Genomic DNA, 19,995 nt, shown 5'->3' on the forward strand with positions numbered 1-19,995 from the left:
TACGGGCACACCTGGCGGGTCACCGGGTCAGGGTGACACCGAGGCGGAGGCCGACGGGGTGGCACCGGCCGCGCCCGTCCCCTCGCCGGCCCGCTCGGCGAGCCCAGGGAAGGCTACGCTCTCCCCGCTCCAGCGCGCCGCGCGCACCGCGGCCTCGCGCAGCGCCGCGGCGGCCGAGGCGCGCCGCGCGGCCGTCGCCGCCCGCACCAGGTCCGCGTAGACACCGGCCACCCGCTCCTCCAGCCGGGCGGCGAGCCGTACGGCGGCGGGCGCGTCCGGGACCGGGAACGGCAGCGCGTACGCGGCGTTCGCGGCGACCGGCTCCCCGCCCAGGTCGCGGACCTCGCGGGTCAGCGCGTCGCGGCGCGCCCGGTGCGCGTCGTAGGCCGCCCGCGCCTCGCTCCGGCGCGCCGCGCCGATCCTGCCGCCGACGACGCCGTAGCCGTACACCGCGGCGTGCTCCGCGGCCAGCGCCGCCTGCAGGGCCGTCAGCTCGGCCCGCTTCGACCCGTCGCTCACTTCGTCCCCTCGGTCAGCAGGTACGCGTGCGTGGCCCCGGCCGCCGCCACCGACGCCAGCAGCCGCGCCAGCTCGCCCGGCACGTCCAGCAGGGCCCGGGCGCGCCGGTCGGCCAGGGTGCGTTCGGCGGCGGCGAGGCCGGCGAGCGCGTCCTTCTCGGCGGCCGGCACGGCCGCAGCGGCGGACGGGGAGGCCGAGGACGTCGCCGGCGTGGGCGGCGTGCCCTCCCGGAACGCCCGGACGTGGGCCGCGACCTGGGCCCGCAGCGGGGTCAGCCGCCGGGTGAGCCCCGGATGCGCGGCGAGGACGGCGTCGTATCGCGCCAGCAGGGCCTGGCTGTCACCTGCCGCACGCGCGCGTGCCCGCTGCGCCGCCGAGGACGCCGCGCCGCCGCCGGAGTCCGAATCGGTCGTGCAGCCCGCCAGCAGGGCCGCGCCGGCGGCCGAGGCGAGCAGGGATCTTCTGCGCGGCCCCGAGGGGGTGCGCGGCGGCGGGGGGTACGGCACTGCAGACGTCCTCGGGGCTCGTACGGTGGGAAAACCTGGGGGAGGGCCGCACACGTGGTCGGCACGTCCGTGATCACGGTACCCGCGCGCCCGTCCCACGCCACTCACCGGCACCGGTCGTCCCGCACGGCAGGCGAATCGTCCCTGCGGTGACGGCTTTCCCCAGTGATCGTCCCGGTTGTCCACAGGTGGACGGCGACACTCCTCGCGACCGGATACGCTTTGACCAGACACGCGACCCATCCCACAACAGCACACGCGGCCGAGGAGTCACCCGGATGAGCACCACCCAGAGCGAGAGGCTGCGAGAGCTGCTCGAACCGCTCGTCGTCTCCCAGGGACTGGATCTCGAAGAGATCGCCGTGGACTCCGTCGGACGCAAGCGGGTGCTGCGCGTGGTCGTCGACTCCGACACCGGAGCCGACCTGGACGCCATCGCCGATGTGAGCCGTGCGCTCTCGGCGAAGCTCGACGAGACCAACGCGATGGGTGACGCGGCGTACGACCTGGAGGTCGGAACCCCCGGCGCGGAGCGCCTCCTCACCGAGCACCGGCACTTCGTGCGCGCCACCGACCGGCTCGTGAAGTTCGAGCTGACCGAGGGCGGCGAGCTTGTCGCCCGGATCCTGAAGGCCGACGAGGACGGTCTGGACGTCGAGGTCCCCGGGGTGAAGGGCCGCAAGGCCACCACCCGCAGACTCGGCTTCCCGGAGATCGCCAAGGCGCGCGTGCAGGTCGAGTTCAACCGCAAGGACAGCAAGACGGACATGAAGGAAGAGGAGGAGGCGTAGCCGTGGACATCGACATGAGCGCCCTGCGGGGCTTGGTTCGGGAGAAGGAGATCTCCTTCGACCTGCTGGTCGAGGCGATCGAGTCGGCCCTCCTCATCGCGTACCACCGCACCGAGGGAAGCCGCCGACACGCGCGCGTGGAGCTCAACCGGGAGACCGGGCATGTGACCGTGTGGGCGAAGGAGGACCCCGAGGACCTCGAGGAGGGGCAGGAGCCGCGCGAGTTCGACGACACGCCGTCGGGCTTCGGGCGGATCGCCGCCACCACCGCCAAGCAGGTGATCCTGCAGCGGCTGCGCGACGCCGAGGACGACGCGACGCTCGGCGAGTACGCCGGCCGCGAGGGCGACATCGTCACGGGCGTGGTCCAGCAGGGCCGCGACCCGAAGAACGTGCTGGTCGACATCGGCAAGCTGGAGGCCATCCTGCCGGTGCAGGAGCAGGTGCCGGGCGAGACCTACCCGCACGGCATGCGCCTGCGCAGTTACGTCGTCCGGGTGGCCAAGGGCGTCCGTGGCCCCTCCGTGACCCTGTCCCGTACGCACCCGAACCTGGTGAAGAAGCTCTTCGCCCTGGAGGTGCCGGAGATCGCCGACGGCTCGGTGGAGATCGCCGCGATCGCCCGTGAGGCCGGTCACCGCACCAAGATCGCCGTCCGGTCCACCCGCTCGGGCCTGAACGCCAAGGGCGCCTGCATCGGCCCGATGGGCGGCCGGGTGCGCAATGTGATGGGCGAGCTGAACGGCGAGAAGATCGACATCGTCGACTGGTCGGACGACCCGGCCGAGATGGTGGCGAACGCCCTGTCACCCGCCCGGGTGAGCAAGGTGGAGGTCGTCGACATGGCCGCCCGCTCCGCCCGGGTGACCGTGCCGGACTACCAGCTGTCGCTGGCCATCGGCAAGGAGGGGCAGAACGCCCGCCTCGCCGCGCGGCTCACCGGCTGGCGGATCGACATCCGGCCCGACACCGAGCCGGCCGCCGCCGAGTGACCGACTGACGCCCTGTGACCGTGCGGCTCCGGGAATAGATCCCAGCCGCAGGTCGCTAGGTTTACGACAACAGCCGTTCGATCTTTGCCCCGAAGGGGTGAGGTCGGTACGGGGAGGTAGACTTAACTGTGTCTGGCCGGACGCACGCCCGAGCATGCCCTGAGCGCACCTGTCTGGGGTGCCGGGAGCGGGCGGCCAAGAACGATCTCTTGCGGATCGTGAAGATCGAGGACGCATGCGTCCCTGATCCTCGCGGTACGCTGCCCGGCCGGGGTGCGTACGTGCACCCCGCCCTGGTCTGTCTCGACCAGGCGGTACGCCGCCGGGCGTTCCCGCGGGCACTGCGCGCCCCGGGGCCGCTCGACACAAAGGCGTTGCGCCGATACGTCGAGCAGACAACAGTTGCCGAGCAGGCAACACCGTAAGACGTGCCGCACGGAACCCCGTGCGGCCCTGGTACCTCGCGAGTCGAAAGCAGGTCGAGATTGCGATGAGCACTCGATGAGTACGCGATGAGTACGCCCATGAACTAGCGACGGTCCGGCTTCAACCCGGACCTCAAAGGAGCGAAGTGGCTAAGGTCCGGGTATACGAACTCGCCAAGGAGTTCGGTGTCGAGAGCAAGGTCGTCATGGCCAAGCTCCAGGAACTCGGTGAATTCGTCCGTTCGGCGTCTTCGACCATCGAAGCGCCGGTTGTACGCAAGCTGACCGACGCCTTCCAGGGCGGTGGCAACGGCAAGTCCGCCGGCAAGCCCGCCCCCCGCAAGGCTTCCCCCAAGCCCGCCCCCGCGCCCTCTCCGGCGCAGGCGGCACGTTCTGCTGCCCCGGCCCCGCGGCCGGCAGCTCCCAAGCCTCCGGCGGCGCCGGCTGCCGAGCAGCCCGCCACGCCGCCGGCTCCCTCGGCGCCCGCGCCGGCCCAGGGCCCGCGTCCGGTTCCGGGTCCCAAGCCCGCGCCGCGTCCGGCTCCGGCCGCCCCGGAGTTCACGGCTCCGCCCGCCCAGACCCCGCAGGCCCCGGCCGCGCAGGGTCCGCGCTCCGGTGCCCGTCCCGGCGCGCCGAAGCCCGGTGGCGCCCGTCCGGGTGCTCCCGGCCAGGGTCAGGCCCGTCCGGGCCAGGGTGGTCAGCGTCCCGGCGGCCAGGCCCCGCGTCCGGGCGCCCGTCCGGCCGGTCCGCGTCCGGGCAACAACCCCTTCACCTCCGGTGGCTCCACCGGCATGGCCCGTCCGCAGGCCCCGCGCCCGCAGGGCGGCCCGCGTCCCGGTCCCGGCGGCGCTCCCCGTCCGCAGGCGCCCGGCGCCCAGGGCGGCGGCCCCCGTCCGCAGGGTCCCGGCGGTTCCCGTCCGTCCCCGGCCGGCATGCCCCGGCCGCAGGGCGGCCCGCGTCCCGGCCCGGCCGGTCCGCGTCCGAACCCCGGCATGATGCCGCAGCGTCCGGCTGCCGGCCCGCGTCCCGGCGGCGGTGGCCCCGGCGGCCGCGGTCCCGGTGCCCGTCCCGGTGGCGGCGGCGGTCGTCCGGGTGGCGGTGGCTTCGCCGGCCGTCCCGGTGGCGGCGGCGGTGGCGGTGGCTTCGCCGGCCGTCCGGGTGGTCCCGGCGGCGGTGGCGGTGGCTTCGCCGGCCGTCCGGGTGGTCCCGGCGGTGGCGGCGGTGGCCGTCCCGGCTTCGGCGGCCGTCCCGGCGGTCCCGGTGGCCGCGGTGGCACGCAGGGCGCCTTCGGCCGTCCCGGCGGTCCGGCGCGTCGTGGCCGCAAGTCGAAGCGGCAGCGTCGCCAGGAGTACGAGGCCATGCAGGCCCCGAGCGTCGGCGGCGTGATGCTGCCGCGCGGCAACGGCGAGGCCATCCGCCTCTCCCGCGGCGCGTCGCTCACCGACTTCGCGGAGAAGATCAACGCCAACCCGGCGTCCCTCGTCGCGGTCATGATGAACCTCGGCGAGATGGTCACCGCGACGCAGTCCGTCTCCGACGAGACCCTGCAGCTCCTCGCCGGCGAGATGAACTACACGGTTCAGATCGTCAGCCCCGAGGAGGAGGACCGCGAGCTGCTCGAGTCCTTCGACATCGAGTTCGGCGAGGACGAGGGCTCCGAGGAGGACCTGGTCGTCCGTCCGCCGGTGGTGACCGTCATGGGTCACGTCGACCACGGCAAGACCCGCCTGCTCGACGCGATCCGCAAGACGAACGTCATCGCGGGCGAGGCCGGCGGCATCACCCAGCACATCGGTGCCTACCAGGTCGCGACCGAGGTCAACGGCGAAGAGCGCGCGATCACCTTCATCGACACCCCGGGTCACGAGGCGTTCACCGCCATGCGTGCCCGCGGTGCGAAGTCGACGGACATCGCGATCCTGGTCGTCGCGGCCAACGACGGCGTCATGCCGCAGACGGTCGAGGCCCTGAACCACGCCAAGGCGGCCGAGGTGCCGATCGTGGTCGCGGTCAACAAGATCGACGTCGAGGGCGCGGACCCGACCAAGGTGCGCGGTCAGCTGACCGAGTACGGCCTGGTGGCCGAGGAGTACGGCGGCGACACCATGTTCGTCGACATCTCCGCCAAGCAGGGCCTGCACATCGACAGCCTCCTCGAGGCGGTCGTGCTGACGGCCGACGCCGCCCTGGACCTTCGGGCCAACCCGAACCAGGACGCGCAGGGCATCGCGATCGAGTCCCGTCTCGACCGCGGCCGTGGCGCCGTGGCGACGGTGCTCGTCCAGCGAGGCACGCTGCGGGTCGGCGACACGATGGTGGTCGGCGACGCGTACGGCCGCGTCCGGGCGATGCTCGACGACAACGGCAACAACGTGGCCGAGGCCGGCCCGTCGATGCCGGTCCAGGTCCTGGGTCTGACCAACGTCCCGGGCGCCGGCGACAACTTCATCGTGGTCGACGAGGACCGTACGGCTCGCCAGATCGCGGAGAAGCGCGCGGCCCGCGAGCGCAACGCGGCCTTCGCCAAGCGCACGCGCCGTGTCTCGCTGGAGGACCTGGACAAGGTGCTCAAGGCCGGCGAGGTCCAGCAGCTGAACCTGATCATCAAGGGTGACGCTTCTGGTTCCGTCGAGGCCCTGGAGTCCTCCCTGCTCCAGCTGGACGTCGGCGAAGAGGTCGACATCCGCGTCCTGCACCGCGGCGTCGGTGCGGTCACGGAGTCCGACATCGACCTGGCGATGGGCTCGGACGCGATCGTCATCGGCTTCAACGTCCGCGCTGCCGGGCGTGCCCAGCAGATGGCGGAGCGCGAGGGCGTGGACGTCCGGTACTACTCGGTCATCTACCAGGCGATCGAGGAGATCGAGGCGGCCCTCAAGGGCATGCTCAAGCCGGAGTTCGAGGAGGTCGAGCTCGGTACGGCGGAGATCCGCGAGGTCTTCAAGTCGTCCAAGCTGGGCAACATCGCCGGTGTGCTCATCCGCTCCGGCGAGGTGCGCCGCAACACCAAGGCCCGCCTCATCCGCGACGGCAAGGTGGTCGCGGAGAACCTCACCATCGAGGGCCTGCGTCGCTTCAAGGACGACGTCACCGAGATCCGCGAAGGGTTCGAGGGCGGTATCAACCTCGGCAACTTCAACGACATCAAGGTCGACGACGTCATCGCGACGTACGAGATGCGGGAGAAGCCGCGGGCGTAATTCGGCCCACGGTTCGTGCTGGCCGACGGGACTGCGGTCCTGTCGGCCAGCGCGCCGTTCCTGGGGGCTCCGCCCCTGGGCCCCTGCCTCGCGGGGGTCCAGGGGCGGAGCCCCCAGGCGGCACCCCAGTCAAGGGCACCCGGAAACCCGGTCGAGTCGCCGACAGGCACGCGGTACCGTGGCTCCAGGCCATCGATCCCGTACCGGCGGGTTAACCCGGCACACACCATGTACGTGGGGACTCTGTCCTTCGACCTCCTCCTCGGCGACGTCCACTCGCTGAAGGAGAAGCGCTCCGTCGTCCGCCCCATCGTCGCCGAACTCCAGCGGAAGTACGCGGTGAGCGCGGCAGAGGTGGACCACATGGACCTCCACCGGCGAGCGATCATCGGCCTCGCCATGGTCTCCGGCGACGCGGCGCACCTCACCGACGTACTGGACCGGTGCGAACGGCTGGTCGCCGGCCGCCCCGAGGTCGAGCTGCTGTCCGTACGACGGCGCTTCCACGGCGAAGACGACTGACACGACGACGCCGACCAGACCACAGCAACGCAAGAAGAAACAACGAACGGGAGACGGACCAGTGGCCGACAACGCGCGGGCGAAAAGGCTGGCGGACCTCATCCGGGAGGTGGTGGCCCAGAAGCTGCAGCGCGGGATCAAGGACCCGCGGCTCGGCTCGCACGTCACCATCACGGACACCCGGGTCACGGGTGACCTGCGGGAGGCGACCGTCTTCTACACGGTCTACGGCGACGACGAGGAGCGCAAGGCCGCCGCGGCCGGACTGGAGAGCGCCAAGGGCATCCTGCGCTCCGAGGTCGGCCGCGCCGCCGGGGTGAAGTTCACGCCCACCCTGACCTTCGTCGCGGACGCCCTGCCGGACACCGCCCGGACCATCGAGGACCTCCTCGACAAGGCCCGGCAGTCCGACGCGAAGGTCCGCGAGGCGGCCACCGGCGCCACGTACGCCGCCGGCGCGGACCCCTACCGCAAGCCGGCCGAGGACGAGACCGACACGGACGGCGACGCCGCGGAATGACCCAGAAGCACACCACGCCCGACGGCCTCGTCATCGTCGACAAGCCGTCGGGCTTCACTTCGCACGACGTGGTCGCCAAGATGCGCGGGATCGCCAGGACCCGCCGCGTCGGCCACGCCGGCACCCTCGACCCGATGGCGACCGGCGTCCTGGTCCTCGGCATCGAGCGCGCCACCAAGCTCCTCGGGCACCTCGCCCTGACCGAGAAGGAGTACCTGGGCACCATCCGCCTGGGCCAGAACACGATCACCGACGACGCCGAGGGCGAGATCACCTCGTCCACCGACGCCTCCAAGGTGACCCGGGACGCCGTCGACGCCGGGATCGCCAAGCTGACCGGCGACATCATGCAGGTGCCGTCCAAGGTCAGCGCCATCAAGATCGACGGCGTACGGTCGTACAAGCGGGCCCGGGAGGGCGAGGAGTTCGACATCCCGGCCCGGCCGGTGACGGTCTCCTCCTTCGCGGTGTACGACGTCCGGGACGCCGTCGCCGACGACGGCACCCCGGTCCTCGACCTGGTCGTCTCCGTCGTCTGCTCCTCCGGCACCTACATCCGCGCCCTCGCCCGTGACCTGGGCGCCGGCCTGGGCGTCGGCGGCCATCTCACCGCGCTGCGCCGGACGCGCGTCGGGCCGTACAGGATCGACGCGGCGAAGACGCTGGACCAGCTCCAGCAGGAGCTGACCGTGATGCCGATCGCGGACGCCGCCGCGGCCGCGTTCCCGCGCTGGCAGGTGGACGCCCGGCGCGCCCGACTGCTGGTGAACGGCGTCCGGCTGGAGATGCCCGACGAGTACGCGGGCGCCGGTCCCGTCGCCGTCTTCGACCCCGAGGGCCGCTTCCTCGCGCTCGTCGAGCAGCACAAGGGCAAGGCCAAGAGCGTGGCCGTCTTCGGCTGAGGCTCCCGCGCGAAGGCGCTTGCCCGTGGAGCGGCGGCCGGCCACGGGGTGCGCCCCTGCCACCGCTCCACGGTCCCCCCTCGGTTCCCCCACCCCTAGGGTTATCCAACGGCTCCCGCCTATTCACCCGTCCGGGCAGGCGCTCGGAGTGAACCGGGGGAGCGGAAGGGGGCGCGTTCGCCACGCGATCTGTCCCGTAGATCATCGTGCGCCTTACCGTCGCAAGAGAGGTCACGCGGGCGAGAGCGGGGAGGTACGGCCATGGCGGGACGGGGTCCGCGCACCGGAGACGCTCGCCGGCCACCGACGGACGGCTTCCGGGGCCCAGGCAGGGACCGTACGGCCGACAGGGACACGGCCGGCCCCCACACCTCCCCGGGTGCGGGTGCCGTCGGCTACACCACGGGCGCGGCCTGCTTCGAACACAGCACGGGCACGGAAGGTCTCGGCACCGCGGGCCCGTGGGCATCAGGCGCCCTCGCCACCGCAGCCCCGTCCGTCCCCGGCGCCATCTCCGACCAGCCGCACCCGCCCCTCGTCCAGATCCGTGACCTCGCCGGGCGCCCCCGAGGCGTCGGGTTCCTCGCCGATCACCAGGGCACCCTGCTCACCAGCCACGAGGCCGTCGACGGCCTGCCCCGGCTCGTGCTCCAGACGGCGGGCGGCGACCGTACCTGCGTGGTGGCCGACGATGCCGTGACCCCGCTTCCCGCCCTGGACCTGGCCCTGGTCCGCACCGACGGCCTGGGCCTCGACCCGTTGCCGCTGACCGTGCGGGAGCGGATCGACGCCGGAACCTATGTACGGCTCCCCGCGGGCTGCTGGCGGGAGGCGCGGATCCTGGCCGCGACCGAGGTGACGTACACCGCCACCGACCGCTTCCACCTCCTGCCGGACGCGCTGGAGCTGGCCATCGGCACGGCCGGCCAGGACGCGCTGCGGCTGGGCGGCGGGGCGGCCGGGGGACCGGTGCTGGACGCGCGGACCGGCGCGGTCCTCGGCGTCCTCGGCACCGCCTTGCACTCCGCACAGCGCGACACGGGCTTCGCGGTGCCGCTGCGGCCCGCCGACGGCCCCCTCGCCGAACTGCTCGCCCGCAACGCGGCCACCGTCCCCGCCTACGGCGCCGACCTCAACCTCGCCGGCATGCTGCAGCTCACCGAGACCTCGGTCGGCCAGGACGGCCCGCAGCGACCCCTCGCCGGCACCGTGGAACCGGTCGAACGCCCCGGCGTCGTACGGGAGTTGGCCGCCTTCACCGACGGCGGCCGGGCCGTGCTCGGGCTCGTCGGCGCCCCGGGCAGCGGTCGTACGACGGTACTCGCGGACCTCGCCGCCCGCCGGGCCCGTGGTGAGCGGCCCGCCCCGACCCTGTGGCTGCGCGGCGCCGACCTGGAGGACACCGACGCCTCCGTGGCCGACGCGGCCCGCCGCGCCCTGGAACGGGCCGCCCGGATCGTCGCCACCGCCCGCCGCGCCCACCCCGAGTCCCTCGGCGACCTCACCCCCGACGACCTGGCCCGCCTCGCCGCCCGCGCCGGCCGCCCGCTCCTGCTGGTCCTGGACGGCCCCGAGGAGATGCCCCCCGTCCTCGCCCACCGCCTCCCCGACTGGACCCGGGGCACGACCGACTGGCTCCGCCGGACCGGCGCACGTCTGGTGGTGGCCTGCGGGGAGGAGTACTGGGAGCACGCGGGAGCGGAGTTCCCCACCGACCTGCTGCACACCCCGACGGCCCCCGCCGCACCCTCCGGCCCCGAGACCGCCGGCGTTTTCGTCGCCCCGGCCGTCACCGGCACCGCGGCCACCCCGCCCGGTGCCGAGACCGCCACCGCTACCTCTGCGGCCACCGCGTCCGGCACCGAGACCCCCGGAGTTTTCGTCGCCCCGGCAGTCGCGGCCACCGCACCCGTCACGGGCACCACCTCCGCCGCCACCTCCGCGGTCACGTCCGGCACCGCGACCGCTGGGGTTTTCGTCGCACCGGCCGTCACCGTCACCGCGGCCACCCCGCCCGGTGCCGACACCGCCGCCTCCTCTGCGGCCACCGCGCCCGGTGCCGAGACGCCCGGGGTTTTCGTCGCCCCGGCAGTCGCGGCCACCGCGCCCGTCACGGGCACCACCTCCGCCGCCACCTCCGCGGTCACGTCCGGCACCGCGACCGCTGGGGTTTTCGTCGCACCGGCCGTCACCGTCACCGCGGTCACCCCGCCCGGTGCCGACACCGCCGCCTCCTCTGCGGCCACCGCGCCCGGTGCCGAGACCCCCGGGGTTTTCGTCGCCCCGGCCGTCGCGCCCACCGCACCCGTCACGGGCACCGCCTCCGCCGCCACCTCGGCGGTCACGTCCGGCGCCGCGACCGCTGGGGTTTTCGTCGCACCGGCCGTCACCGGCACCGCGGTCACCCCGCCCGGTGCCGACACCGCCCACGCCACCTCTGCGGCCACCGCACCCGGTACCAAGACCGCCACCACCCCCTCCGCAGCCACCCCGCCCGCCGACACTGCCAACGCCGCCGCCGACACAACCGCCTCCACCCCCCTCCCGCCCTGCCTGCGCCTCTCCGATCTGACCGAGGACGAGGCCCGGCAGGCCCGCGCCCGTTATGGGCTGCCCGATGGTCTCCTCGCCGAGCGTGACGCCCGGCACCCGCTCACCCTGCGGCTGCTGGCCGAGGTGTGGGCCGCCGCCCCGGACGTCCTGGCCGGTGCCGTGCCCCTCGACCGGCATGACGTGTTCGCCGCTCACCTGGATCTGATGTGCCTGCGGATCGCGGTCCGGCTCGCCGTCGAGGGCGGGCTGCGCGGGACGGCCGTACGCCGGCTCGCCGCGCGGGTGGCCGGGCAGGTGCACGAGGCCGCCCGGCGGAGCCTCGGCCCGGGGCAGGGGGAGCTGGACCGGGCGTCGTTCGAGGCGGTGTTTCCCTGGGGGCCCGCCCCGGCGCGGCTCGGCGGCGGTACCGGCTGGGCGTCCGCCGTCCTCGCCGAAGGCCTCCTCGTCCCGGCCGGCCGGGGCTACCGCTTCGCGCACGAGGAACTGGCCGACTGGATCCAGGGCGTGCACCTCGACCTCGACGAGGCCCTGCACGCCCTGGTCCACCGCGCCGGCACCCCCCACCCGGTGCCCGTGCCGCACCACCGCGCCGGCCCCGTCGTACAGGCCCTGCTGCTCCTCGCCCGGCAGCACGGCCACCGTCAACTCACCGCGCGGCTCGGGGACTTGACGGACGCCCTGGACCGCGACCCCGGCTCCTGGTGGGCCGCGCGGCTGCTCGCCCGCACCCTGCTCCAGGTCCCGGACGCCACGCCGTACACCGGGGTGCTGCGGCGGCTCGCGGACCGGATCGTCGCCTGGCGCAGCGCCGCGCGGCCGGTGCCCGCCGAGTTCGGTCCCGGCTTCTGGACCGAGCTGCCGGTCACCGACACCGAGCGGCTCGACCTGCTGCGCCGGCTCGTGCCGGCCGACCAGGCGCCATCGGAGCCCGGCGAGCGCTACCTCGACGCCGTCGCCCGGCTGCTCGCCGCCGCCCCCGCCGTCGTACAGCCGGCGCTGACCCGCTGGTTCGACGACGAACGGCCGCTGCCCGCGACCCCGCACGCCACCGTCGCGACCGCCGCCCAGGCCCTGCTGCACACCCACCGGCACGGCGCGCTGGACGACCTCACCGAGGTCCTGGCGGCGAGCGGGCACCGGCGCGCCGACGAACTGCTCACCACCCTCGCCGAGGACGAGCCGGCGGCCGTCTGCCGGGCCGTCGACCGCTGGGCGCACGACGAGCGCCCCGCCCGCCGTCTCGCGGCCGTGACCCACGGGCTGCGCGTGGCCCCGCACGTCCGCTCGGAGGCCGACCGCCGGCTGCTGCGCTACGCCGCCCTCACCCTGCTCGCCCGCCCCGCCGACCGCGCCCTGCACGGTGGCGCGCTCGCCCTGCTGGTCCGCGACCCGCACAGCCGCGACCGGCACCTCGCCTCGGCCCTGCGGCACTTCGCCGACGGCGATCCCCATCTCCCGCCGAGCGCCCTCGCCTCCGCCCTGACCACCCACCCGGAACCGGTCCTCGAGGCCTTCCGCGCCCGGCTGTGCCACCCGGACGCGACGGACACACGCCAAGAAACGGACACACGCCAAGAAACGGCACACCCGGACCCGGCGGAGACACGCCCGGACGAGACGCTGCACACCCTCACCGACGTCACCACCCCGGCGCTCGCCCGCAGTGTCGCAGCACTCCTGCAGGAGTCGGCACGGCTGCGCCCCTCGCTCGCAGGGCCCATCGCCGCCCACGTCGACCGGCGCCTCGCCGAGGGCCCCACCGTCCGCCCCGTGCTGCTGCCCCTGGTCACCGGCCTCCTCGACGACGGCCCCGACCACCTCCGCGCGGCCCTCGCCGGCGTCCTCGCCGCCGCCGGCACCCCCGCCTGCCGGCCGCTGCGCCGCGAGCTGCTGGAGCTGCTGCTCGCCCGGGAAGAGGACCCGTCCGTGCTGGACGCCGTCCTGCAGGCCGCCGCCACCGGACACGGCGACGACCGGGAGGAGGAAGTCCGCGGGCTCGTCCACCGCACCGGCCTGCTCCTCGTCCGCACCCCCGAGGGCGCCGCCCGCTTCGACCGCGGCCTGGTCGACCTGGGCCGGCACGTGCCCGGCTTCGCCGCCCGGATGACCGGCTGGCTGGCCGCCGCCCCGGACGACTGGGCCGCCGTGGTCGGCCCCAGCACCCGCCGCATGCTCGAGAACCTCGCGGGCGTCCGCGTACCGGCGTGAGCGGCGACAGACAGTCGCCGCGGACGTGCGCCCCGTCACAGCCCCGATGCCGATGCGGGTCCGGAGCACCCGGCATGGCACCCTTAGACCTGCGCAAGTCTTAGGCGTCATTTGGACACGGGTTCGAGGAGCGGTCACAGTGCAGCGCTGGCGTGGCTTGGAGGACATCCCCCAGGACTGGGGGCGCAGCGTCGTCACCATCGGTTCCTACGACGGCGTCCACCGCGGCCACCAGCTGATCATCAAGCACGCCGTCGACCGCGCCCGCGAGCTGGGCGTCCCCGCCGTCGTGGTCACCTTCGACCCGCACCCCAGTGAGGTCGTCCGCCCCGGCAGCCACCCGCCGCTGCTCGCCCCGCACCACCGCCGCGCCGAGCTGATGGCGGACCTGGGCGTGGACGCGGTCCTCATCCTGCCCTTCACCACCGAGTTCTCGAAGCTCTCGCCCGCCGACTTCGTGGTCAAGGTCCTGGTGGACAAGCTGCACGCGAAGGCGGTCGTGGAGGGACCGAACTTCCGCTTCGGCCACAAGGCCGCCGGCAACGTGGACTTCCTCGCCGAACAGGGCAAGGTGTACGACTTCGAGGTCGACGTCGTCGACCTCTACCTCACCGGCGAGGCGGGCGGCGGCCTGCCGTTCTCCTCCACGCTGACCCGCCGTCTGGTCGCCGAGGGCGACGTCGAGGGCGCCCGCGAGATCCTGGGCCGCCCGCACCGGGTCGAGGGCGTGGTCGTGCGCGGCGCCCAGCGCGGCCGCGAACTGGGCTTCCCGACGGCCAACGTCGAGACGCTCCCGCACACCGCGATCCCCGCCGACGGCGTGTACGCCGGTTATCTGCACGTCGAGGGCGAGGCCATGCCGGCCGCGATCTCCGTCGGCACGAACCCGCAGTTCGACGGTACCGAGCGCACGGTGGAGGCGTACGCCATCGACCGCGTCGGCCTCGACCTGTACGGCCTGCACGTCGCCGTCGACTTCCTCGCGTACGTGCGCGGCCAGGCGAAGTTCGACACGCTGGAGGCCCTGCTGGAGCAGATGGCCGCCGATGTGAAGCGGTGCCGGGAGATCGTGGCGGCGGAGGGGTAACCTCCGGCGGTTCCCCGACTGGTGTGGGCGTCTGACGACGAGAGGGCGGCCGGTGCGCTGAGCGCCGGCCGCCCTCTGTGTTGCCGTCCTACTGCTGGGGCGGGGCCTGCGGCGGCTGGGGGTAGCCGTAGGCACCGGGCTGGGGCGGCTGTCCCTGCTGCGGCGGGTACGGCTGCTGGCCCGGAGCGGCCTGCGGGTAGGGCTGCTGCCCCGGCTGCTGCGGCGGGTACGGCTGGCCCTGCTGCGGCGGATACGGCGGCTGGCCCTGCTGCGGCGGGTACGGCGGCTGGCCCTGCTGAGGCGGGTACGGCTGCCCCGGCGCCTGCGGGTAGGGCTGGCCCGGCATCGGCGGGGCGGCCACCGGCGGCGGGTTGCCGTCGCTGGTCCACAGGCCGTGCGCCTGCTGGTGGCGGGTGATGTCCTCGGCGACCAGCGCGGCCAGGTTGAAGTACGCCTCGCGCGTCTTCGGCCGCATCATGTCGAGGTCCACCTCGGCGCCGGCGGCCAGATGCTCGTCGAACGGCACGACCACGACCGCGCGGGTGCGCGTCTCGAAGTGCGCCACGATGTCCTCGACCTTGATCATCTTGCCGGTCTCGCGGACCCCGGAGATCACGGTGAGCGAGCGGGAGACCAGGTCGGCGTACCCGTGCGCGCCCAGCCAGTCCAGCGTCGTACTGGCGCTGCTCGCGCCGTCCACCGACGGCGTGGAGATGATGATCAGCTGGTCGGCGAGGTCGAGCACCCCGCGCATGGCGCTGTACAGCAGGCCCGTGCCGGAGTCGGTCAGGATGATCGGGTACTGCCGCCCGAGCACGTCGATCGCGCGCCGGTAGTCCTCGTCGTTGAACGCGGTCGAGACGGCCGGGTCCACGTCGTTGGCAAGGATCTCCAGACCGGAGGGCGCCTGCGAGGTGAACCGCCGGATGTCCATGTACGAGTTCAGGTACGGGATCGCCTGGACGAGGTCGCGGATGGTCGCCCCGGTCTCCCGGCGCACCCGCCGGCCGAGCGTGCCGGCGTCCGGGTTCGCGTCGATCGCGAGGATCTTGTCCTGCCGCTCGGTGGCGAGGGTGGAGCCCAGCGCGGTGGTGGTGGTCGTCTTGCCGACGCCGCCCTTGAGGCTGATGACCGCGATCCGGTAGCAGGACAGCACCGGCGTGCGGATCAGCTCCAGCTTGCGCTGCCGCTCGGCCTCCTCCTTCTTGCCGCCGAGCTTGAACCGTCCGCCCGCCGCCGCGGGCCGCCCGCTCTTCGCCTTCTGCCGCTTGTTGTTGAGCAGCCGGTCCGAGGACAGCTCCACGGCGGCCGTGTAACCGAGCGGCGCCGCACCGGGGTTGGTGGGCTGCCGCTGGTCGTGCTGGACGGGCTGCGGCCAGGCGGCACCGGACCGCGGATCCACGGGCGCGTGCGGTGCCTGCGGGGCGTGGGGAGCCTGCGGTGCAGGCTGTCCCTCGGGCGCCGGTGCGCCGCCCTGGCCCTGCGGCGGCTGCGGGAAGCCGTAACCGCCGGGCTGGGGCTGGGCGTTGGGGGCACCAACCTGCGCGCCGGGCTGCGGGAAGCCGTAACCACCCTGCTGCGGCTGCGGCTGCGGCTGCGGCTGGGCGGTGGGCGGCTGGGGGAAGCCGTAACCGCCGGGCTGGGGCTGGGCGTTGGGGGCACCGCCCTGCGTGCCGGGCTGGGGGAAGCCGTAACCGCCTGCCGGGTTGGGGCCGTTGGGGTTCGGCTGGGGCGCGGGGGGCTGCGGGAAACCGTAACCGCCACCCGGGGCGCCGGGGCCCGCCGGGGTCGGCTGCGGTCCCGGGCCGGGCGCCGGCTGCCCGGCCTGCGGTGCGGCGGGCGCGCCCGGCTGGTTCTGGTGGGGCTGGTTCGGCTGCGGCTGGTTCCAGGCCGCGGGCGCGGGCTGCGGGGCCTGCGGCTGGAACGGCGGCTGCTGGCCGGGCATCGGGCCGGGCCCCTCGGCGGCCGCCGGCTGCGGCTGAGCGGGCATCGGGCCGGGCTGCTGCTGCGCGGGCCACTGGGCCGCCGGAGCGGGCGCCGCGGGCTGGTAGGACGGCGGCAGCGGGGGCACCCCGCTCTGCGGCGCGGGCGGAGGCGTCCAGCCGGACGCGCCGTCCTGGCCGCCCTGGACGGGCGCGGGCGGTACGGCGGCCTGAGAGGCGCCCGAGTGCGGGGCGCCGTCCGGCTGTGCGCCGCTCTCCGGCGTGCCGGGCTGAGATGCGCCGGATTGCGGGGCGGCGTCGGCGACGGGGGTGGAGTCGGCGGCGGGGGAGGCATCGGGTGTCACGGCGTCTTGCGCGTCCGCGTCTGCCTCTGCGTCCGTGGGAGAGGAAGCGTCCGACTGGGCGGCGCCCGACTCGCCCTCATCGGACGTGCCGTTCTCGGCCTTGGCGTCGTCCGCGGACTCCTCCCGGGCACCGGCCGTGTCCTCGGCATCCGTATCGGCACCGCCCTCGGCCGCGTCCTCAGCCCGGGCCTCGCCCTCGTCCCCCTCACCCTCGCCGAGCCCCTTGTCCTCCTGGGCGTCGACCTGGGACGCGGCGGCATCCTGCGCCGAACCCGCGGACACCTCGTCCGACCGCTCCTCGGCACTGCCGCCGGAGCCCTCGCCCGCGGGCTTCTCGGACGCGTCGGCCTCGGCACCGGCGGAACCCGTGGCCGTACCCTCGGCCGAGCCCTCGTCGCCGGAGCCGATCTGCTGGGCGGCGGCCGCCGCGCGCTCGGCGATCTCGGCCATCTCGCGCTTCAGGGCCACGGCGGAGAACCGCATGGTGGCCCCGCTCTCCAGGTCCCCGTTGCCCGTCTCCGGCTCGACGGCCGGCGCCGGAGCCTCCGGCTGTGCCTGTTGGGCCGCATCCGGCTGGGCGGGCTGGGCGGCGTGGGGCTGCTGGGGCTCGAATCCGTCCGGCAGCCGGGGCATCGGGACGGGGTTTCCGACGGGCGGCGCCGGGGCGGCGTAGGGCGCGGCCTGGGCCGGCGGGGGCGGCGGTGCGTAAGGAGTGCCCTGGGGCGGGGTTCCCTGGGGCGGGCCGTACGGGGCGCCCTGCGCCGGCGCAGGCGGCGTGTAGGGGGCGCTGTTCGCCGGCGGAGGCGGCGGCACCGGGGGCGACGAGGGCGCACCGGACGAACCCTGCGCGTTCTGCGTGTACCAGGCGGGCGGCGCGTAGTCGATGGTGAACTCGCCCGTCATCTCGATGGCGGACTCCGCGTCGGTCTGGTCGTCGTCGGGTGTGTCCCAGCCCCCGCGGATCCCGTCCCGATCGCTGTTCACAGTTCCTCCTGGTGTGGTCGAACACCCTCATGCCGTGCTAGGGGGCGACCGTTCCTGTCGTACGATTCGCCGGGCTTCCCCCTGGGTCACCGGACCCCTTGGTCGCAGAGCGCGCACCACCCGCTCGTGGGAACTCGCGACTGCCCGGTCCCAGCCTAATCACCAATGCGACGACGCTGGCAGGCCCGGCCGCCGCTTCCTGCCCGTCCGACGCGTCACACCGGGGCAGTTACGGCCGCCGCGCGTGCGGACGTACACCAAAACGTGACGCGGAAGCGCCTCAGCCGGGCACGATAGCGGGCGAATTCCGGCATCATGCCGCCAACTTCCTTGAAACCGGCCAAGTTGGGGCCGACCGCGCCGGGCGGCTCAGTCCATGCGGCGAGCCACGCCCAGCAGTCCGGTCTCGGGGTCGGTCGCCTGTGTGACCACGTACTGCCGGTCCCGCTCCGTGCACCACAGCGTCACCCCGTCCGGAAGCGTGGGCAGCGTCTCGACCTCCGTACGCGGCAGGCCCAGCACCCGGCCGATCTCCGCCGCCTCGTCCGGCGACACCCGCTGCACGCCCACCAGGCGCGCCTGGCGCATCAGCCGCGGCGCGACCGGGCTCAGATACGGCAGCAGGGTCAGCACGGACTGCCAGGGAGCCGACACCACGCGTCCGCGCGGCGGGCGCATGCCGCAGTCCCGCACCACCAGCACCGGCGTACCGGCCGAGGCGCCCTGCGGGGGCACGCGGCCGACGTCGTACACCGCGAGGCCGTTCTGCCCGCCGCCCATGGCGTGCACCATCGGCATCCAGGCCTGCGCGCGACCCGTCTCGACGGCCACGCGCGCGCCCGTCGCCGCCGCCCGCAGCGCTATGACCTGCGCGGTCCACAGACCGCCGATGAGCACGATGTCGTACGGCGTCGGACGGTTGACGCCGAGCACGGCGGGCTGGCCCTCGGCGTTGACGCCGACGACCACGCCGTCGTCGCCGATGGGCAGGGACAGCGCGTCGGCCTGCTCCACGGGCAGGGTGTGCCGCGGGTGGCGGGGGCCGAGCAGACCGAAACCGGTGCGCAGCCGTTCGCCGAGACCCGGCGCCGGCGAGGCCGCGCCCGACGGCGTGGGCGAGGTCGACAGGGCCATCAGCGGGCACCTCCAAGCGGCAGGGTGGCCAGAACGCCGGGCAGCTGCTCCCGGTCCAGGCGGGCGAGGCCGGTCCGCGCCCGACGCGCCGCCTGCTCCAACTCCCGCCGTGCGTCGGTCAGTTCCTGGTTGCTGCGGCCGGTGATGCGCACATGGCCGGTGATCACCACGTCCTGCTGGGCGCCCTTGGCCAGCGTCAGGCTGAACGTCGTCGCCAGCGCGGGCACCTCCGTCAGCTGCGCCACCAACTGGGCCAGCGAGCCGCCGGACCCGCCCAGCTGGGGCCAGCGGCGCACCCAGTAGGTGGTGTGCCGGCGGTTGTCGCAGCGCCAGCTGCGGCTGGACTCCTCCGTGCGGCGCTGCGGCGCCTCGCCCCGCCCGGCCTGCGCCGTCACCATGGGGTTGGCGCACGCGGAGGTCGCGATGGCCGCCGTCAGCTCCTCCTCGGTGAGCACGCTCGCCCGGAACCCGGCGCCGGTCAGCCGGCTCGCCAGATGCTCGGCCGCGCGGGTCAGGGCCTTCTGCGCGCCCGTCAGCCCGCCGCCGCGCGCGGCCACCGCCTCCGGGCACAGCTCGGGATCCAGTTTCAGCGCGATCCAGGTGATGCGCACCGCCGGGGAACCGGTCTGGGCCTGCAGCGGCGCGTAGTTGGTGACCACGACCGACTGCTGGGGCAGGTGCAGCGCGGGCGCCGGCTGGGTGTGCACGACGATCTGCGCCGACTCCAGCCGTATGCCGTCGACTTCGAGGGCGTCGCGCACCAGCCGCACCGGCAGCGGTCTGCGGCCGCGCTCCGCGCGCAGCGCGTCGGCGTCCGACTCCACCTGGAGCACCGCCGTCAGGAAGCCGCCGTCGCCGACCATGCCGATCGGCCGCTGGTCGCGGTCGTCGCCGCGGCTGTAGCTGTAGGTGCGCAGCGTCGGGTCGCACTCCACGGCCGGGGCGAGTCCGGCGTCGGTGCCCGGCGGGACCGGTGTCGCCGCCGCCCGCCGCGTGCGGGCCCGCAGCGCCAGCAGGGTGCTGAGCCACTCCGGCAGGGAGCGCCCCCGGCGCCGTACGACCGCGAGCACCACGAACAGCGCGGCGACCGGGACGGAGGCGATCATCGCGATCGTCCCCGCGAGCCACCCGCACAGCACGAGCGCGGCCGCGATCTCCAGCAGCACCAGCCGCTGCAGCGCGAACGAACCGCCGCGCCCCGAACGGGACTCCGGATGCGGGGCGAAAGCGCCCTGGTAGGGCGCGGGCGAGGGCTGGGTGGCGGGCTGAGAGGAAGCAGGGCCGTGGGCACTCGGCCGGCGCGCACGACGAGGTCGTGACCCCGATTGCGATCGCGACCGGGTCCGCGTTGCGGAAGCCATCACT

14 protein-coding genes are annotated in these 19,995 nt (G+C 74.6%); 9 read left to right on the forward strand and 5 right to left on the reverse strand.

Features of this window, described 5'->3' with window-relative positions; translation table 11 throughout:
* Positions 1-27: 27 nt before the first annotated feature.
* A complete protein-coding gene (locus AB0950_RS20815; protein ID WP_366779152.1) occupies positions 28-519 on the reverse strand; it encodes a ferritin-like domain-containing protein in 492 nt (163 codons plus the stop codon).
* Entirely contained in the window at positions 516-1,025 is a 510-nt protein-coding gene (locus AB0950_RS20820; RefSeq protein WP_360572623.1) for a hypothetical protein, read from the reverse strand. Before AB0950_RS20820 ends, AB0950_RS20815 begins: the two co-directional genes overlap by 4 nt.
* Before the next feature lie 278 nt (positions 1,026-1,303).
* Here AB0950_RS20820 and rimP point away from each other — a divergent pair, with 278 nt between their 5' ends.
* From rimP to AB0950_RS20865, 9 genes are all read left to right on the forward strand, one after another.
* Complete coding sequence (gene rimP / locus AB0950_RS20825) at positions 1,304-1,816, forward strand: ribosome maturation factor RimP (protein WP_360152803.1); 513 nt, start codon at positions 1,304-1,306, stop codon at positions 1,814-1,816.
* A gap of 2 nt (positions 1,817-1,818) precedes the next feature.
* Positions 1,819-2,808, forward strand: a complete 990-nt coding sequence (gene nusA, locus AB0950_RS20830; RefSeq protein WP_360152806.1) for a transcription termination factor NusA — start codon at positions 1,819-1,821, stop codon at positions 2,806-2,808.
* Positions 2,809-2,936: 128 nt separating this feature from the next.
* Positions 2,937-3,233 carry a YlxR family protein gene (locus AB0950_RS20835; protein ID WP_360572619.1) on the forward strand — a complete coding sequence of 99 codons (297 nt, stop codon included), beginning with the start codon at positions 2,937-2,939 and terminating at the stop codon, positions 3,231-3,233.
* A gap of 146 nt (positions 3,234-3,379) precedes the next feature.
* Complete coding sequence (infB, locus tag AB0950_RS20840; RefSeq protein WP_360152812.1) at positions 3,380-6,433, forward strand: translation initiation factor IF-2; 3,054 nt, start codon at positions 3,380-3,382, stop codon at positions 6,431-6,433.
* A 228-nt stretch (positions 6,434-6,661) separates the two neighbouring features.
* Positions 6,662-6,955 (forward strand): DUF503 domain-containing protein, encoded by a 294-nt coding sequence (locus tag AB0950_RS20845; RefSeq protein ID WP_208898485.1) that lies wholly within the window; start codon positions 6,662-6,664, stop codon positions 6,953-6,955.
* A 61-nt stretch (positions 6,956-7,016) separates the two neighbouring features.
* On the forward strand, positions 7,017-7,475 hold the full coding sequence (gene rbfA, locus AB0950_RS20850; RefSeq protein WP_360152816.1) for a 30S ribosome-binding factor RbfA: 459 nt from the start codon (positions 7,017-7,019) through the stop codon (positions 7,473-7,475).
* The gene (gene truB / locus AB0950_RS20855; RefSeq protein ID WP_366779153.1) at positions 7,472-8,377 is read left to right on the forward strand and encodes a tRNA pseudouridine(55) synthase TruB; all 906 of its coding nucleotides are present in this window, start codon (positions 7,472-7,474) and stop codon (positions 8,375-8,377) included. Before rbfA ends, truB begins: the two co-directional genes overlap by 4 nt.
* A gap of 261 nt (positions 8,378-8,638) precedes the next feature.
* Positions 8,639-13,138, forward strand: coding sequence for a hypothetical protein (locus tag AB0950_RS20860; protein WP_366779154.1), 4,500 nt, complete (start codon positions 8,639-8,641; stop codon positions 13,136-13,138).
* Positions 13,139-13,277: 139 nt separating this feature from the next.
* Positions 13,278-14,225 carry a bifunctional riboflavin kinase/FAD synthetase gene (locus AB0950_RS20865; RefSeq protein ID WP_360572613.1) on the forward strand — a complete coding sequence of 316 codons (948 nt, stop codon included), beginning with the start codon at positions 13,278-13,280 and terminating at the stop codon, positions 14,223-14,225.
* An 88-nt stretch (positions 14,226-14,313) separates the two neighbouring features.
* Here the strand turns inward: AB0950_RS20865 and AB0950_RS20870 are convergent, their stop codons facing one another.
* The 3 genes from AB0950_RS20870 to eccE all read right to left on the reverse strand — a co-directional run bounded on the left by AB0950_RS20870 (position 14,314) and on the right by eccE (position 19,991).
* Positions 14,314-17,496 carry an SCO5717 family growth-regulating ATPase gene (locus tag AB0950_RS20870; protein WP_366779155.1) on the reverse strand — a complete coding sequence of 1,061 codons (3,183 nt, stop codon included), beginning with the start codon at positions 17,494-17,496 and terminating at the stop codon, positions 14,314-14,316.
* Between the two features lie 369 nt (positions 17,497-17,865).
* Positions 17,866-18,630 carry a hypothetical protein gene (locus AB0950_RS20875; protein ID WP_366779156.1) on the reverse strand — a complete coding sequence of 255 codons (765 nt, stop codon included), beginning with the start codon at positions 18,628-18,630 and terminating at the stop codon, positions 17,866-17,868.
* Entirely contained in the window at positions 18,630-19,991 is a 1,362-nt protein-coding gene (gene eccE / locus AB0950_RS20880) for a type VII secretion protein EccE (RefSeq protein WP_366779157.1), read from the reverse strand. Before eccE ends, AB0950_RS20875 begins: the two co-directional genes overlap by 1 nt.
* Positions 19,992-19,995: the final 4 nt, after the last annotated feature.

The organism is Streptomyces sp. NPDC007189, assembly GCF_040703635.1.
In the GTDB taxonomy this organism is placed as follows: Bacteria; Actinomycetota; Actinomycetes; order Streptomycetales; family Streptomycetaceae; genus Streptomyces.

What these genes read in the sequence shown, in the direction of transcription:
- AB0950_RS20845 (WP_208898485.1), top strand. Translation starts at nt 6,662, where the DNA reads ATGTACGTGGGGACTCTGTCCTTCGACCTCCTCCTCGGCGACGTCCAC.
- AB0950_RS20875 (WP_366779156.1), bottom strand. Translation starts at nt 18,630, where the DNA reads ATGGCCCTGTCGACCTCGCCCACGCCGTCGGGCGCGGCCTCGCCGGCG.
- eccE (WP_366779157.1), bottom strand. Translation starts at nt 19,991, where the DNA reads ATGGCTTCCGCAACGCGGACCCGGTCGCGATCGCAATCGGGGTCACGA.
- AB0950_RS20860 (WP_366779154.1), top strand. Translation starts at nt 8,639, where the DNA reads ATGGCGGGACGGGGTCCGCGCACCGGAGACGCTCGCCGGCCACCGACG.
- truB (WP_366779153.1), top strand. Translation starts at nt 7,472, where the DNA reads ATGACCCAGAAGCACACCACGCCCGACGGCCTCGTCATCGTCGACAAG.
- rimP (WP_360152803.1), top strand. Translation starts at nt 1,304, where the DNA reads ATGAGCACCACCCAGAGCGAGAGGCTGCGAGAGCTGCTCGAACCGCTC.